General features: G+C 43.8%; 9 protein-coding genes and 1 riboswitch. Of the genes, 8 read left to right on the top strand and 1 reads right to left on the bottom strand.

Features of this window, described 5'->3' with window-relative positions:
- The first annotated feature begins 120 nt into the window (after positions 1–120).
- From mnmE to AC27FN_RS05510, 4 genes are all read left to right on the top strand, one after another.
- Positions 121–1,512 carry a tRNA uridine-5-carboxymethylaminomethyl(34) synthesis GTPase MnmE gene (mnmE, locus tag AC27FN_RS05525; RefSeq protein WP_487167012.1) on the top strand — a complete coding sequence of 464 codons (1,392 nt, stop codon included), beginning with the start codon at positions 121–123 and terminating at the stop codon, positions 1,510–1,512.
- Positions 1,513–1,571: 59 nt separating this feature from the next.
- Positions 1,572–3,488 carry a tRNA uridine-5-carboxymethylaminomethyl(34) synthesis enzyme MnmG gene (mnmG, locus tag AC27FN_RS05520; RefSeq protein WP_487167011.1) on the top strand — a complete coding sequence of 639 codons (1,917 nt, stop codon included), beginning with the start codon at positions 1,572–1,574 and terminating at the stop codon, positions 3,486–3,488.
- 263 nt (positions 3,489–3,751) lie between these two features.
- Complete coding sequence (locus AC27FN_RS05515; protein WP_487167010.1) at positions 3,752–4,897, top strand: serine hydrolase domain-containing protein; 1,146 nt, start codon at positions 3,752–3,754, stop codon at positions 4,895–4,897.
- 566 nt (positions 4,898–5,463) lie between these two features.
- A complete protein-coding gene (locus AC27FN_RS05510) occupies positions 5,464–7,104 on the top strand; it encodes a peptide ABC transporter substrate-binding protein (protein WP_487167009.1) in 1,641 nt (546 codons plus the stop codon).
- 79 nt (positions 7,105–7,183) lie between these two features.
- Here the strand turns inward: AC27FN_RS05510 and AC27FN_RS05505 are convergent, their stop codons facing one another.
- Positions 7,184–7,645: a MarR family winged helix-turn-helix transcriptional regulator gene (locus AC27FN_RS05505; protein WP_487167008.1), complete on the bottom strand. Its 462-nt coding sequence runs from the start codon at positions 7,643–7,645 to the stop codon at positions 7,184–7,186.
- Between the two features lie 169 nt (positions 7,646–7,814).
- Between AC27FN_RS05505 and AC27FN_RS05500 the strand changes: the two genes are divergently transcribed.
- The 4 genes from AC27FN_RS05500 (at position 7,815) to AC27FN_RS05485 (ending at position 15,448) form a co-directional block, all read left to right on the top strand.
- Complete coding sequence (locus AC27FN_RS05500) at positions 7,815–10,511, top strand: YhgE/Pip family protein (RefSeq protein WP_487167007.1); 2,697 nt, start codon at positions 7,815–7,817, stop codon at positions 10,509–10,511.
- Between the two features lie 278 nt (positions 10,512–10,789).
- Positions 10,790–11,998, top strand: a complete 1,209-nt coding sequence (locus AC27FN_RS05495) for an FtsW/RodA/SpoVE family cell cycle protein (protein ID WP_487167006.1) — start codon at positions 10,790–10,792, stop codon at positions 11,996–11,998.
- Positions 11,999–12,018: 20 nt separating this feature from the next.
- The gene (locus tag AC27FN_RS05490; RefSeq protein ID WP_487167005.1) at positions 12,019–13,170 is read left to right on the top strand and encodes an FtsW/RodA/SpoVE family cell cycle protein; all 1,152 of its coding nucleotides are present in this window, start codon (positions 12,019–12,021) and stop codon (positions 13,168–13,170) included.
- Positions 13,171–13,318: 148 nt separating this feature from the next.
- A riboswitch (M-box (ykoK) riboswitch) is annotated at positions 13,319–13,481 on the top strand.
- Between the two features lie 224 nt (positions 13,482–13,705).
- On the top strand, positions 13,706–15,448 hold the full coding sequence (locus AC27FN_RS05485) for an ABC transporter permease subunit (RefSeq protein WP_487167004.1): 1,743 nt from the start codon (positions 13,706–13,708) through the stop codon (positions 15,446–15,448).
- Positions 15,449–15,466: the final 18 nt, after the last annotated feature.

Here is a 15,466-nt window from a genome sequence, read left to right as displayed (position 1 = left end):
AAACAATTAGAGTTAAAGTAGTCAAAGTGCTTTGCTCACGTGTAATGACGCGTGAGGTGGCACTTTTTTTATGCCGTGGATTAAGTCACATAGTCTACTATGCAGGGAAGTCGAGGAAATATGTCACAAACAATTACTGAGTTTGATACGATCGCAGCGATTTCAACGCCACCTGGTGAAGGGGCAATTTCAATTGTTCGTTTGAGTGGCGAAGCAGCTTTATCAACTGCGCAACGGGTTTTTAAAGGCCGTGATTTAGCGCAAGTTGCGAGTCATACCATTAATTATGGACACATTATTGACCCGGATACCGATGAAGAAGTCGATGAAGTGATGGTGTCTGTCATGCGGGCCCCCAAGACATTTACTAGAGAAGATGTCATTGAAATCAACTGTCATGGTGGGATTGTGGCGACAAATCGTATCTTACAACTGTTGCTAAGTCACGGTGCCCGGCTAGCCGAACCGGGTGAATTCACGAAGCGAGCGTTTTTAAACGGACGGATTGACTTATCTCAAGCTGAAGCTGTGATGGATTTAATTCGAGCTAAGACGGACCGTTCGATGAAAGTGGCATTAAATCAACTGGATGGTAATTTGGCAACGTTGATTCGGCAGCTGCGCCAAGATATCTTAGATGTTTTAGCACAGGTAGAAGTTAATATTGACTATCCCGAATATGATGATGTGGAAACGATGACCACTAAGTTGTTATTAGAAAAGGCACAAGACGTCAAAGTCCGCATTAGCGAGTTGTTAGAAACGGCCCAGCAAGGTAAGGTGCTTCGTGAAGGCCTAGCAACGGCGATTGTTGGTCGACCTAATGTTGGTAAGTCAAGCCTCCTAAATCATCTACTTCATGAAGACAAAGCGATCGTGACTGACGTTGCCGGAACGACGCGAGATGTCATTGAAGAATATGTCAACGTGAAGGGGGTGCCCTTGAAGTTGGTAGACACCGCGGGAATCCATGAGACAGATGATAAAGTCGAAAAGATTGGTGTTGAACGATCTAAACAAGCGCTGGCAACTGCGGATTTAACGTTATTAGTTATCAATGGTAGTGAAGCGTTAACAAGTGAAGATCGCGAGCTGATTGAGGCGACGGCTGGTCAAAAACGAATCGTTATTTTAAATAAAACGGATCTTCCTCAACAGGTTGATTTAGCTAATTTACAAACGCTCGTCGGCGATGATAGTGTGATCGGAACCTCTGTTTTGACGAATGACGGCTTGTCACAACTTGAAGATCAAATTGCCACGCTATTTTTTGGTGGAATTGAAAATAGTCAAACGACGGTGATGGTCACTAATGCGCGGCACATCGGCTTGTTGAAGCAAGCATCCGCTTCATTAGACGATGTAATGAGCGGGATTGCAGCAGGAATGCCAGTTGATTTAGTCCAAATTGATATGACCCGTGCTTGGGATTTGCTCGGTGAGATTACTGGGGATTCAGTTCAGGACGAATTGTTAACACAATTGTTCTCGCAATTTTGTTTAGGAAAATAGTCTGTTTCACATGAAACAATTCGATTAAATATTGGTGTGGAAGCGAAAGGGTAAACTAGATGATTTCAAAAGGAAAGCCATATCAGGCGGGCGCCTACGATGTGATTGTTGTCGGCGCTGGCCATGCAGGTTCTGAAGCAGCGCTGGCTGCTGCTCGAATGGGTAATAAAACATTATTAATGACAATTTCATTGGAGATGGTTGCTTTTATGCCATGTAATCCATCAGTAGGTGGTCCTGCTAAGGGAATCGTCGTTCGTGAAATCGATGCGCTGGGCGGAGAAATGGCGCATAACATTGATAAAACGTATGTCCAGATGCGGATGCTAAACACGGGTAAAGGCCCGGCTGTACGTGCTTTACGTGCGCAAGCTGATAAACATGCTTATCATGAAGAAATGAAGCTAACGATGGAAAAGGAACCTAATTTAACCTTGCGGCAAGGAGTCGTTACTTCACTGTTAGTCGAAGATGGTATCTGTCAAGGTGTCCAAACGGCAACGGGTGCTCAATATCGCGCCAAATCTGTTGTTTTGACTGCTGGGACTGCTTCACGCGGTAAGATTATTATTGGTGAGTTGATGTACTCATCAGGCCCGAATAATTCTCAACCATCCATTGAATTATCGGAGAATCTTGAAGCCCTAGGGTTTGATTTGGAACGATTTAAGACAGGAACACCACCGCGAGTGGACGGTGGCACAATTCACTATGATGAAACCGAAGAGCAACCCGGTGATGAACAGCCGAATCATTTTAGTTTTGAGACACCAGATTCAGATTACCTAACCGTTGCGAATCAGTTAAGCTGTTGGTTGACTTATACCAATGAACATACGCATGATATTATTCGCGAGAATTTATCGCGGGCGCCGATGTTTTCTGGCGTCATCGAAGGGGTTGGACCACGCTATTGCCCATCAATTGAAGACAAAATTGTTCGATTTGCGGACAAGAGTCGTCATCAATTGTTTTTGGAACCCGAAGGTCGTCGAACGGATGAATGGTATGTTCAAGGGTTGTCGACCTCGATGCCAGAGGAAATTCAGCAGCAGATTGTGCACTCCATTAAGGGACTGGAAGATGCAGAAATGATGCGACCAGGCTATGCGATCGAATACGACGTGGTCGCGCCATATCAACTGCGGAATACGTTAGAAACAAAGCTCATTAAGAATTTATACACCGCCGGTCAGATGAATGGCACCTCAGGCTATGAAGAGGCTGCTGGACAAGGATTGATTGCCGGCATTAATGCGGGTCGCCGTGCCTTGGGTCAAGCTGATTTTACGTTAAAGCGGTCTGATGCTTATATCGGTGTCATGATTGACGACTTGGTGACTAAGGGTACGAAAGAACCTTATCGACTATTAACAAGTCGGGCCGAATATCGATTGATTTTGCGGCATGATAATGCAGACTTACGGTTAACAGCGATGGGGCACGAATTGGGCTTAATTAGTGAAGATTGCTTCACTCAATTTGAGGCGAAACAGACGGCAATTGAAGCGGAACTGACACGCCTGCAACAGGTCCGTGTAAAGCCTACTTATCAGGTGAACGCTTGGTTGGCTGAACATGATGACGCGCCATTAAAAGATGGCGTGTTGGCGGCCGACTTTTTACGGCGACCAGAAGTCACTTATCAAGACTTGTTACAATTTATTCCTGAACCAGATCAGCCATTGGATCATCGGGTGATCGAGCAAGTTGAGATCGAATTAAAGTATGCTGGTTACATTAAAAAGGCCGAGGAAAAAATCGCCAAGTTAAAGCGCATGGAAGCTAAAGCCATTCCTGCTAATATCGATTATGAAGCGATTGAGGGATTAGCCACTGAAGGTCGGCAGAAGTTACTGAAAATTCGGCCAGAAACACTGGCTCAAGCGAGTCGGATTTCAGGGGTCAACCCCGCCGACATTGCGATTCTATCTGTCTATATTGAACAGGGACGAATTGCTAAAGTTGCGCAGTAGCGTTGTAAAATATCCTAATTCAACAAAATTATTACACGGCAGCTCATTTCTTGTTTGGAAATTGAGATGTCGTTTTTTGTCTGATTTCTTGCGCTAGTTACTAGAACTATCGGTTAATTATGTTCGTTAAAATAAAAATTATATACTTTTTATTGTAAATTAATTCAGGTATTAGCTGATGTTTAAGTTTATAACATGGATCATTAGGTTAAAAATAAGTGTAACCAGCAACGTGGTTTCACGTGAAACAACGAGGATTACATATGTCGATCAAAAAGAGTCTAACTATTGGGCTGATAGGTGTCGGGTTGTTGAGCGGCGAGGTTGGGGTATCTACTGTGCATGCCGATCGGCCAACCCAAACACAGCAAGCGCAAGCAACGGTTCCACAACCGTCAAATCCACAATTAACGGTGCCACAACGAGTAGCTAAATTTAAACAATTATTGCAGCAAAACAATTGGGTGGGTACGGCTTTAATGGTTCGTAATGGGCAGGTGGTTTACTATCAAGCTGCTGGTTACGCCAATGTGGCCGCAAAAATTAAAAATACCACGGCAATGCAATATTTGATTAATTCAACGCAAAAGTCGATGACGGCCGCGCTTGTAATGAGGGTGATCGCTAACGGTCAATTAAAGCTGACAGATCGATTAAGCCGCTGGTATCCAAAAGTACCTAATGCTAAAAATATTACGATTCGGCAAATGCTGGATATGACAACTGGACTAGAGGGACCGACTGCCACGACTAAGCAAGCCTTGCCCGCTGCGCAGGAAGCTAATTATTTGTCGCGACACTTGGCATTTAATGCGTCCAAATCTGGCAAGTGGGACTACCAGTCAATTAATTACAATTTATTGTGTGGGATTATTCAAAAACAAACGGGGCATGATTATCAATGGTGGTATGAACATGAATTTGTTAAACCACTAGCTTTAAAGCAAACTTCATTTAGTTACCAGCAAAGTCTCACTAAGTCACCACGACTAGCAATAGGGTATGCAGGCAATCCTAAGACCAATGCCATCGAGTATCGACGGACAAAGACCACCGACTTCACGGCAGGAAAACAGACGCGTGAATTAGGTTCTGGAAATTTGTACATGTCTCCGTTAGATTTATTTCGCGCAGAAGCGGCTATTTGCACAGGGCGAATTGTATCGACAGCGGATGTTAACCAATTAAGAACACCTGGAAGTACTAGTAGTTATGGTGGCGGTGTTTACAATCGGCCAACAGGTTATGTCATTGCTAATGGGATTGGTTACGGATTTTCCGATATGTTTGTCATCTCAAATGATGGTCAAAATGGCCTTGTCCTGCTCAGTAATCTTTGGCGTCCTAAAGGGCAGGATCAAATGTTTTTCTATCGTTTGAGTCAGATGGAGGCTTTTCACCAATGGTAAGCAACGATTAAGTGTGATCAGTGAAAAGTGATTATTAATTTAAAATGAGCTTGACATGATAAAACAATTAGCGTAGAAATAATGTCAACAAGTTTATCAACAGGCGAAATGATTAGGGCGGGAACGTGCAAGTCTTCCGTGCAGCGAGCATCACACTTGGTGAAAGTGATGCCAGAAGCGCGCTAGTACCAATGGCTTTATGATCGTTTGTAGTTGCATGAGTAACTACATGGGGCGGCAACCATTATCAATGCACACCATTACTTAATTGTTGATGGTTAGCGAGCGTTTCTGTGAAAATAGGGGCGAATTGTAGAATGGTACCGTGTGAAAGCACTTCTCTGATTGGAGAAGTGCTTTTTTGCTCTGCTCGATTTTTGTGTCGATCTTGGCACCATTCGCGTCTGTTTTGTCCTAGTTGTTGGTTTGGTGATGACGGTTAATTAGAGGAGGTTAGGTTCATGCAACAAGCACATGATTTGCGAGCAACGGCCGGCGGGGTGACCTACATGTGTCGGACTAGGTAATTGACACATGAGTTAATCGCAAACGGGGGAATTTTTAAGATGAAACGAACAAAATTATTGGCTTTGATTTCGGCTTCGGTCGTTTTACTAACGGTGGCAGCGGCTTGTGGAAATAAACAGGCAGCGGCGCAAGCGACTAAACATCAAACATTGAAAGTAGTCGTGGCGGCTGAAGTCCCGACCATCGACTCGGCTAAGAGTTACGATGTGGTTAGTGATGATCAAATTTATAATTTCCAACAAGGACTTTATCAACTCGGTAACAAGAATAAGGTCATTCCAGCGATTGCGACTAAGCTACCTACAATCAGTCATGACGGGCTCACCTACACGATTCACCTGCGTCATAATGCTAAATGGAGTAACGGAACGCCAGTAACTGCGGCCGATTTTGTCTATGCATGGCAGCGGGTGGTTAATCCGAAGACGGCTTCGCAGAGTGCCTCTAAATTTTTTGATATTGCGAATGCCAAAGACATCTCGCTGGGAAAGAAACCAGTTCGTGAGTTAGGGGTGGCGGCGCACGGCAAGTATGAGTTAACGGTTAAATTGGCAACCGCGAATCCATACTTCCTCAATAGTCTGACGGAAACAAACTTCTTTCCGCAGAATAAGGCCTTCGTTGAAAAGGCGGGTAAGAAATACGGCAGTTCGGCCAAATATGTGCTTGCTAATGGTCCGTTTGAATTGAAAGACTGGACGAGTACGAGTCTAAAATGGCATTATGTAAAAAATCCAGATTACTATGGTGCAAAAAAGGTCCATTTGGCGCGGATTAATGAGTCTGTGGTTAAGAGCACCTCAAGCGCCACCGATTTATACAACAGTAAAGCAGCCGATGTGATCCCATTATCCGGTGATTTTGTTAAACAGTATCAAAACAAACCTGGTTATAAAAAGATTTCGACATATGGGGTGTCGAATATCGAAATTGATTTAACTAATGAGCAACATCCTGAATTGGCTAATCGTAATTTTCGAAAGGCACTCTTCTACGCGGTTAATCGTCAACAGTTTACTCAGGACATTTTACAGGATGGTTCAACGCCCAATACGGGCTACCTAGCTCGCGGAAATGCGGTTAATCCAAAAACAGGGAAAGATATTAACGATGAGTTAGGCAAGGAAACCTATTACGATCGGACCAAGGCTCGTCACTATTTGAAATTAGCGCAAGATCAGTTACACCAAAAGACATTTACGTTAAAGCTGCAGAGTGCAGATACTGATACTGGCAAACGGGTGACTGAGTATTTGCAATCAACATTGGCGAAAAATCTCCCTGGCGTCAAAATCGAGACGCAAAACATTCCAGCCAAGAATTTGTTTGCTTCGTTGATGTCTTATAACTTCCAACTGACGACCGGTGGTTGGGAAGCAGAGGCTGATCCAGCGGTCGTGTTGGAACAATTTACCACTGGCTACGCGCATGATCATGGTGGCTATAGCAATCCAACATATGATCGGCTAATCAAAGATGCTGAAGGCAAGGATGCGGCAAATGCACCCAAACGTTATCAAGACCTTAAGCAGGCGCAACAAATTTTGCTCAATGATGCCGTTGTGCTCCCGCTGTATCATTCTGCCAATAGTTATCTGATAAATCCACAGGTGAAGGGCATTCAGACCCATTCATTCGGACAAACACTAGATTTTACGAACGCTTACTTTAAAAAATAGCGCGCAATTTGATCCCGAAGCATGATTAAAAAGACGTCATTTCCCCAAAAAATTCCGGAAAAGACGTCTTTTTAATTAGCTAACTTTTTGGTGTTGAATCGTCTTGCTCTTGCTCAATGATGTCATGGCCGACCCGGTCCATAATCCGGCGTAATTCATTGGCATCGTGTTCACCGATAATGTCTAACCAGTTGGAGAAACGTTGTAAAATAACGGCGTTAATTTTCACAGTGAGTGCCTCACCGGTTGAAGTGAGATGTAAATAGAAAATACGACGATCTACGTCACTTCTAGCTTGAAGAACATAATTCTGATTCATTAAAATTTTGAGTTGTCTGGAAATGGCGCCCTTGGTTACCCCGCGTTTTTTGGCCAATTCTGAAACGGCCAATTGTTGACCATTGGCAAGATCACGCATCATTAAAAATTGTTCAAAAGAGATGCCATATTCTTTCATTGGTTCGGAAACCAGATCACCAATATATTTAAAAGTCGTCATGTAGAGCGAGATATATTGCTCTAACATTGCCTGTTTGTCCATGGTGTTAACAAGCCTCGTTGTTTTTTGATTTATTGTCATTCATGATATTGCCATTCTAACATCAGCAAACGGTACTTGACATAGCTATTGGAAAAGTAGATAGTGATACTCATTCAAATAGTATATGTCATATACCGTATACACCATACATTAACAAGGGGCGTTTGAGATGTCAAAAACGAAATCAATGTCACAGTGGGTTAAATTAGGTTTGCTAACAATCGGCCTGCCATTAGGCTTGCTAGCTATATCACTTAGCTTAGTAAAGTATGAACAAGTTCATCAGTTACAACATATCGATGTGGCCTTAGTCGATCACGACAAAACGGCTGACTTCAAAGGGCAAAAGGTTGCGATTGGGAGTGCCGTCCAAAAACAATTGGCAAAAAATCATACGGTTCGTTGGCATTTTGTTACTGAAGCCAAGGCGAATCAGGAATTGCGTCAAGGCAACTATTTAATGAAATTGACGTTACCTAAAAATTTTTCCGAAAATGTGACGTCGGTTTTAAACCGTCATCCGCGCCAAAGTGAAATTCAAGTGGCGTTGTCAGATCACAATAACTTCGCTTCACACATGATTACTAAGCAGGTTGCCGATACCATTCGTGGCAATGTGATTCAAAATGTGCAAGTTTCTTATGATCAAGCCTTACTAGGGGTCGTTAAACAAATGGGATCGGGCATTAAGCAAGCTCACCATGGCACACAACAGCTCAGTGATGGCGCCGATCAGTTAGACGCTGGTGGGCAACAGCTTAGTCAAGGGTTACGTTTACTGGCGGATAACATGGTGACGTTTAAAGCAGGGAGTGAACAACTAGCTAGCGGTGTTAGTGCTTATACGAGTGGTGTGGGTCAACTAGCAATTGGTAATAACCAATTAGCGGCTGGTTTAGGTACGCTTAATCAAGCGACAGGGCCCTTAGGTGTTGGCGTGAATCAATTAGCAGCAGGTAGCGGACAACTGGCCAATGGTATTAACGCGTACACAAATGGCGTAAGTGCGATCAATAATGGGAACGGTCAGTTGCTAGCAGGATCGACTAAACTTCGCGACGCATTGGCGGGTGCTGCCGGTGAAATCAACCAAGAATTGGCCGCTGGACAACCGAATCTTAACCGGCTAAACGATGGTATTATTCAAGTCAAGCAGGGAATTGCTGAGCTTAACCAAGGTGTCAATGGGTCGACGGTTAACCTTGATGAAGGCGCGTTGAAACAAGACTTACTCAGTGTCCGTGACGCGGCAACTGGTGCTGGTACGCAATTACAAACTGCTGGTACCAATTTAGGTGTGCTTAACGATAAGGTGTTTTCGACCGGAAATTCGGCCTCTGTTGCCAGTCAATTGACGGTAGCTGGTCGTAATTTAACGGATATTAAAGCGATGGTACCAGCCCTCATGAAGAATCCAGCCTTACTTGCTGCAATGAAGCAAGATCCGCAGCTGATGGGACAGTTGTTGAGTCTATCTAGTAAGTTAACGGCTGTGGGAACCTCTGTGGCTAATAGTGGTCAAAGTTTAAGTGAAGGTGGTAACGCGGCCCTCCAAATGAAAGCGAGCTTAGGTGCAGCGGGTAACTCGCTGTCAGGCATTTCGGAACCAATGAAAGACGTTCAAAATCAATTGGAGGGTCTCAGTGGTCTCGCGCCACAAATTGCACGACTTAAACAAGGAATTAACCAACTTGCTGATGAGCAACAAGGTGCTCCAGCAGTGTTAAATGGTGCGCAGACCGCGATTACAACCTTGCAAAATGGATTAGTGACGGTTGAAACCGCGTTGACACGTCAGGGCAATTCATTAGATACCATGGGTGCTGTCCAAGCGATGAGTCAACTACGTGATGGACTCAAGCAGGTGGCGGATGGGTCTAATCAATTAGCTAGTCAGAACGGCAAACTAACGAATGGTGCGCAAGCGGTTAGTGGTGGTTTGGCCCAATTGAACGGCCAGGTGCCAACTTTGACTGCTGGTGTGCATCAACTAGCCGCGGGTGCTCAGCAAGCAGCTGCTGGTGGTCAGCAGTTAACGGCCAATAGTGGCAAGCTAAATGATGGGGCAGCTAAGTTAGCCTCAGGCGCTGGTCAGCTAGGGCAAGGCACGAATCAATTGAATGATGGCGCTGGTCAGCTGGGTAATGGTTTGGGTCAACTCAATGGTGGCTTAGGGCAATTAAATCTTAAATTGGCAGATGGTAGTCGCCAACTACAAACGATTAATAGTGGTTCTGGTAATGTCAAACAAATGGTGACGCCAATCAATAATCAAATGCAGCACGATTCCTTGAATGGACCGTTAGTCTCTGTGTTCGCACCAATGTTAGCGTTGTTTATTTCCTTTGTCGGAGCCTTGATGATCGTCGTTTATGGTCGGCAGCGACCAGCAATGTTTGATCAAGCTTTAGGCCTGCGCTGGTTGAAAATGACTGGCTTAATTAGTTTACAAGCGGTAGGCACGGTCTTGATTTTAAAATTGATGGGAGCTACTTTAGCTAATACGATAGTGACTATTGTGCTACTGATCCTCAGTGGCTTGGCCTTTACTGCGATCAATGAGTTATTATTCCGCTGGTTACATGTTTGGGGATTGTTACTAACTGGGTTACTGTTATTCCTGCAACTGATTATTTCTGGTGGTTTACTGCCTAACGCAATGTTGTCGACGATGTATCAGCTCTTGGCTAAAGGTTTACCGGGGACATACTTATTGAGGGGCCTAGCATACAGCATCAATGGTTTGGCAGTTAATATTTCATCCAGTATTTTGATGTTAGTTGGCTTTATCATCATCTTTGGTTTAGGTCTCTTATTAACGTTTAATCACGATCGAGTGACTGGGCCTGATGCAGTGCAAGACTAGGTTACGGATCAATATAATATGAGTTTTTATCAGTGAAATTTGCATAGACTGGCTGTTTCCCACTTCGGGAAGCAGTCAGTTTTTTTCTGATTCAAGGTGTTATTTGATTAGTCTCAAGTAATGAATGAAAAAACAAATCTGGAACAGAAGTTACGATCTGGTTATACGGTTTAATAAACGCTAAATAAATTGCCACAAATGATGAATTTGCTTGTTTTATTATACATAATGATTACGTTATTTTAATTATTAGCTAAATCTTTATAAGGGGTGATGAGATGAAGCCGAAGTATACGATCCACTCGGTCAGTAATGAACAGGTAGGTAATTATGGCTGGGGAATTGTCTTGTGTTTGTTACTACTTTTTGTGGTCAGCATGGCGACACTTTATGTTGCTTGTCTGCACGATCTTAGGCCAATTAGTGTCAGCAAAACATTGCTTATGCAAGGAGTGTGGTACGTCTTAGGAGCCAGCGTTGCCGCAATTGTCATGCGGTTGAGTGAGACACAATTAACTCGGTGGGCGCCGCTTGGTTATTTTTGTGGCTTGGCCTTATTAGTATTAGTTTTATTTTTTTATAGCCGCGCCTATTTTGTGCAAACTGGCGCTAAAAGTTGGTTTGCCTTTGGTCCGGTGACCTTTCAACCAGCAGAAGTCATGAAACCAGTCTTCATTTTGATGATGGCACGCCTATTAGTTAAGGATCATCATAACGGGCCTCATCTTAGTTCAGCAGATGACTGGCACCTCCTAGGTGTCATGGTTTTATATACATTACCGATTATTGCAATGCTAAAGCTGATTAACGACTTTGGCACTACGATGGTCTTTATGGCGATGTTCGTTGGTTTTCTCATCATATCTCAATGTCGACCTAAATTTTTATGGCGACTGGGGCTAATTGGCGGCACTATCGGGGCATTGTTGCTATGGGCGGCCACGTCTAATCGTGGGCAACAACTGTTAAGTTATGTGGGTTTTCAGCCATATCAATTTGCCCGAATTAATGCTTGGCTAAACCCCAGTGGTGATCAGGCTAATCAGAGCTATCAGTTATGGCAAAGTATTAAAGCGATCGGTTCTGGTGGTGTATGGGGTAGCGGTGTTCGACATCTCGTCTATGTGCCGGTTAGAGAATCTGACATGATTTTTTCGGTTGTCGGTGAAGTAACAGGGTTTATTGGCGGACTCAGTTTGTTAATGATTTTTATGTATTTGTTTTATCTGATTATTCGCTCCGCGCTAGTTAGTAAGCGACTCTTTTATGTCTATGTTGCTACTGGCGTGGTATCAATGCTGTTATTTCATACCTTTGAAAATATCGGCATGACCATTGGTTTGTTGCCTTTAACCGGGATCCCGCTCCCTTTTATCAGTCAAGGGGGATCAGCATTGATTGGGAATTTCATCGGGATTGGCCTTGTTTTATCTACCCAATACCCAGATGTTCGCTCTATTTTCGCCACACCTGGGAAGTTTCGTTAAACGGTTGAGGAGGCTGAAAAATGGGTAAAAAGGCACAGCTTGATTTATGGATTGCGATCCCTTATGTGGTATTGAGCCTACTTGGGGTAGTGATGGTTTATTCGTCCAGCGTCAATATTGGTGGCGTAAACTTAGCAACGGCGGCTTTACATAAACAAATCTTTTATGTTTTGTTGGGGTTTGGTGTGGCAAGTAGTGGTTACGCAATTAAATTACAAGTACTTCGATCTTGGCGCGTACTGTTAAGTTTTGCTGCGGTGGTGACGGGGATGCTTGTTTTAGTACTACTTGTGGGTGGCACCGTCAACGGGGCTAAAAGTTGGCTGACGATTGGCCCCATCAATATACAACCTGAAGAGTTTTTAAAGCTCTTTATTATTATTTTTTTTGCAAATTATTTGAGTAGCCATCTTGCTTTAAATCAACAACATTATTGGCACCATGTAAAACCAGCCTTGATACTACTTTTTATTCAAGGCTTGCTTGTGTTGGCTCAACCGGAAACGGGCGGTTTTGCCATTAACATGAGTTGTATTTTAATTATGGTTCTGGCGAGTGGACAATGGCGACGTGCACCAAGCCTGATTATCAGTGGATTATTCGCGATGTATATCGTCATGATCGTGGTTTTAGATCATGTGAACGTACACAGTACTTTTTGGTTACATCACTACCAATTACAACGGTTTGCTGCCTTTGTTGATCCATTTGGTACGCGACGCACGATCGGCAATCAGTTAGTTAATTCCTACTTGGCAGTTAGTAATGGTGGCTTGTTTGGCTGCGGATTAGGTGCAGGTATTCAAAAGCAAGGCTATTTGCCTGAGCCGAATACAGATTTTATTCTCGCTGTGATTAGCGAGGAATTGGGTGCAGTTGCCGTCTTGATCATATTAATTATTTTGGGGATGCTGGTTGGCCATTTGATTCGATTGGGAAATCGATCATCAACGCTGTTTGAACGATGCTTTTGTTTTGGTTTGGGTACTTGGATCACAGTCCAGACGCTATTTAATGCCGGCGGGGTTATCGGTGCCCTGCCAATAACCGGTGTTACTTTGCCATTCATTAGTTACGGCGGTTCTTCAACACTTGCGTTAGCTGGTGGCATTGGCATTGCCCTCAATATATCTCGGCATTATCGGCTTAAATCGGGCAATACTAAATGGTGAGCAGCTAAATTTTCATAATTATTTAATTATAGTAATTATAAAGAAAAAGTAAATAATTGGTAAATTTGGGCACGATTTTGGCGTTTGCCGTTGACGGTCAATTTTTACGGCATTAGGATGGGGCTGTTGATTCCGGAATCAATAATTATTAGGTTGCAATTAGGTGAGGTTACTTTAAGAACATAGGTTATCGCCCAGAAATGTCGAGAGACAGTAATGAGTAAAGCAGAAATTGCCGAATTAAGGCTTTTTCAAGATAACTAGACATGTCTTACGTCTTAAAGTGCTAAAACTCAATGAATGCGCTGGTTTAAATATCGCGGTCCATTTTTGTTTTACGACTCATCAGCTAGTTGTTGCTGATGGGTCGTTTTTGTTTGGCTAGACGGGCGGTTGCTTGTGTCTAGCTGAGACTTGGCCAGTGTCACAGTCCATGAACGGCTGAGTCTCTACTAGTACTTGAACAACACCTGGCCTGTTTTTCCGTGAGTTTTTGTCTCACCCAAGCGGAGCTTAGCGAAAGAAGGGAATTATCATGATGAGGTTACAAGAAACCAAAAAAAGGCACTCCGCTGCGGGTACATTTATTTTGCTTGGGATTAGTATGGGGCTGTTAGTCATGGTGGGATGGTCTGTAGCCCGAATGGATGTCCCACTAGGTCAATTACCTACACAACATTATTTAGATACAACGCGGCAGGCCAGCTATTTTACTTTAGCCAATTTAGCAGAAGCCTCGTTGAGAACGACAACGCGCTTGTTTATTGGCCTACTGTGGTCACTACTATTCTCGATTATCTTTGGTGTTCTGGCGGCGCGATGCAGACCGGCGCGGCAGGTCATTTTGCCATTAGTCAATTTATTGGAATCCGTTCCACTGTTAGGTTTTTTAACGTTCACTACCGCGTGGTTCATGGGGTTGTTTCCCAATAATGTCCTCGGTGTAGAAGCCGTTGCGATCTTTGGTGTTTTTACTGCTCAGGCATGGAACATCATGCTATCGCTTTACCAATCGTTGCGGGTGACTCCACACGAGCTTCTGGAGGTAACTGATCAATTTGGTTGTAATCGGTGGCAACGTTTTTGGCGATTGGAGTTACCTTATGCGACACCGGGAATTTTATGGAATGTCGTCATTTCTCAATCGGCTGCTTGGTTTGCCCTTGTTGCCTGTGAGCAAGCCTCAGTAGCGGTCCCACGAACAGAAACACTTATTTTACCGGGAATTGGTTCCTATTTACAGATTGCTTTAGATCGATCTAATTTTGGCGCGGTTCTAAGTGCAGTTGCAGCGATGGTCGTTTGTGTTTTGGTCGTAAATGTGCTCATTTTTCAGCCCTTGATTAAAGCGACAGCCAACTACAAATACGGCACTAGTAGTGCGGAATCATTTTCCCCGCAATCAGCTATTTATGATTTATTGAAGGGGGCCAAGTTACCCAACGACTGCCAACGTGTAGGCCGATCAATCAGAATTTGGTGGCTGTTCACGCTACCGCAAACGTGGATTATGCAGCAGATCACAAGAATAATTCAACGTTTGAAAAGGTTAGCGACTCTGTGGACGATCTTATGGTATGGCATTTTAGCCGGGTTAATAACTTGGTTGGCTGTTTTTTTGGCTGGCTATTTAGACTGGCCTAAATGGCAAATCTTGCTTGATTGGACACTGCTGACAACAGGACGCGTCGTGTTAGCTGTGATGATGTCTGCGGTGATTTTTATTCCACTGGCGATTTGGGTAGCCAGTACACCTACCCGGTTGAGCCGTATTCAACCAATCGGACAAGTGGTTGGTTCAATTCCCTCTGATGTCTACGTCCCGATCGTGGTTGTCATTATTGCGGTAACTGGTTCTAGTCATCAATGGTGGGTGTTGCCACTGATCATGACTGGGACGCAGTGGTATTTCTTCTTTAATGTCATTGCTGGCTATCTTGCGATTCCAAATGACATTCATGAGGTCACCCATGTTTTTCACTTAACCGGTTGGCGATGGTGGACCCAGTTTCTCATTCCATCCATCTTTCCTTACCTCATTACAGCGATTATTAACGCTGCTGGAGCTGCTTGGAATGCGGATATTGCCGCTGAGTTAATTACATGGGGCACTAAAACATATGCCCTTTCTGGTCTAGGAGCTTATGTAGCTAAAAATGTTGATAATAAGCCAGCCGAGGCAACTGGTGTCTTGATTATTTGTGGCATGGTTGGCCTTTGCGTCATCTTTGTCTGGCAGCCACTGTATCGGTTTGCTGAACGACGATTCCACTATTGAGTCGGGAGGGTAATTGAA

The sequence above is a fragment of the Furfurilactobacillus sp. W61-4 genome, from assembly GCF_057545565.1.
Note: the sequence above shows the minus strand (reverse complement) of the source record. Positions and strands in the feature narration are given on the sequence as shown.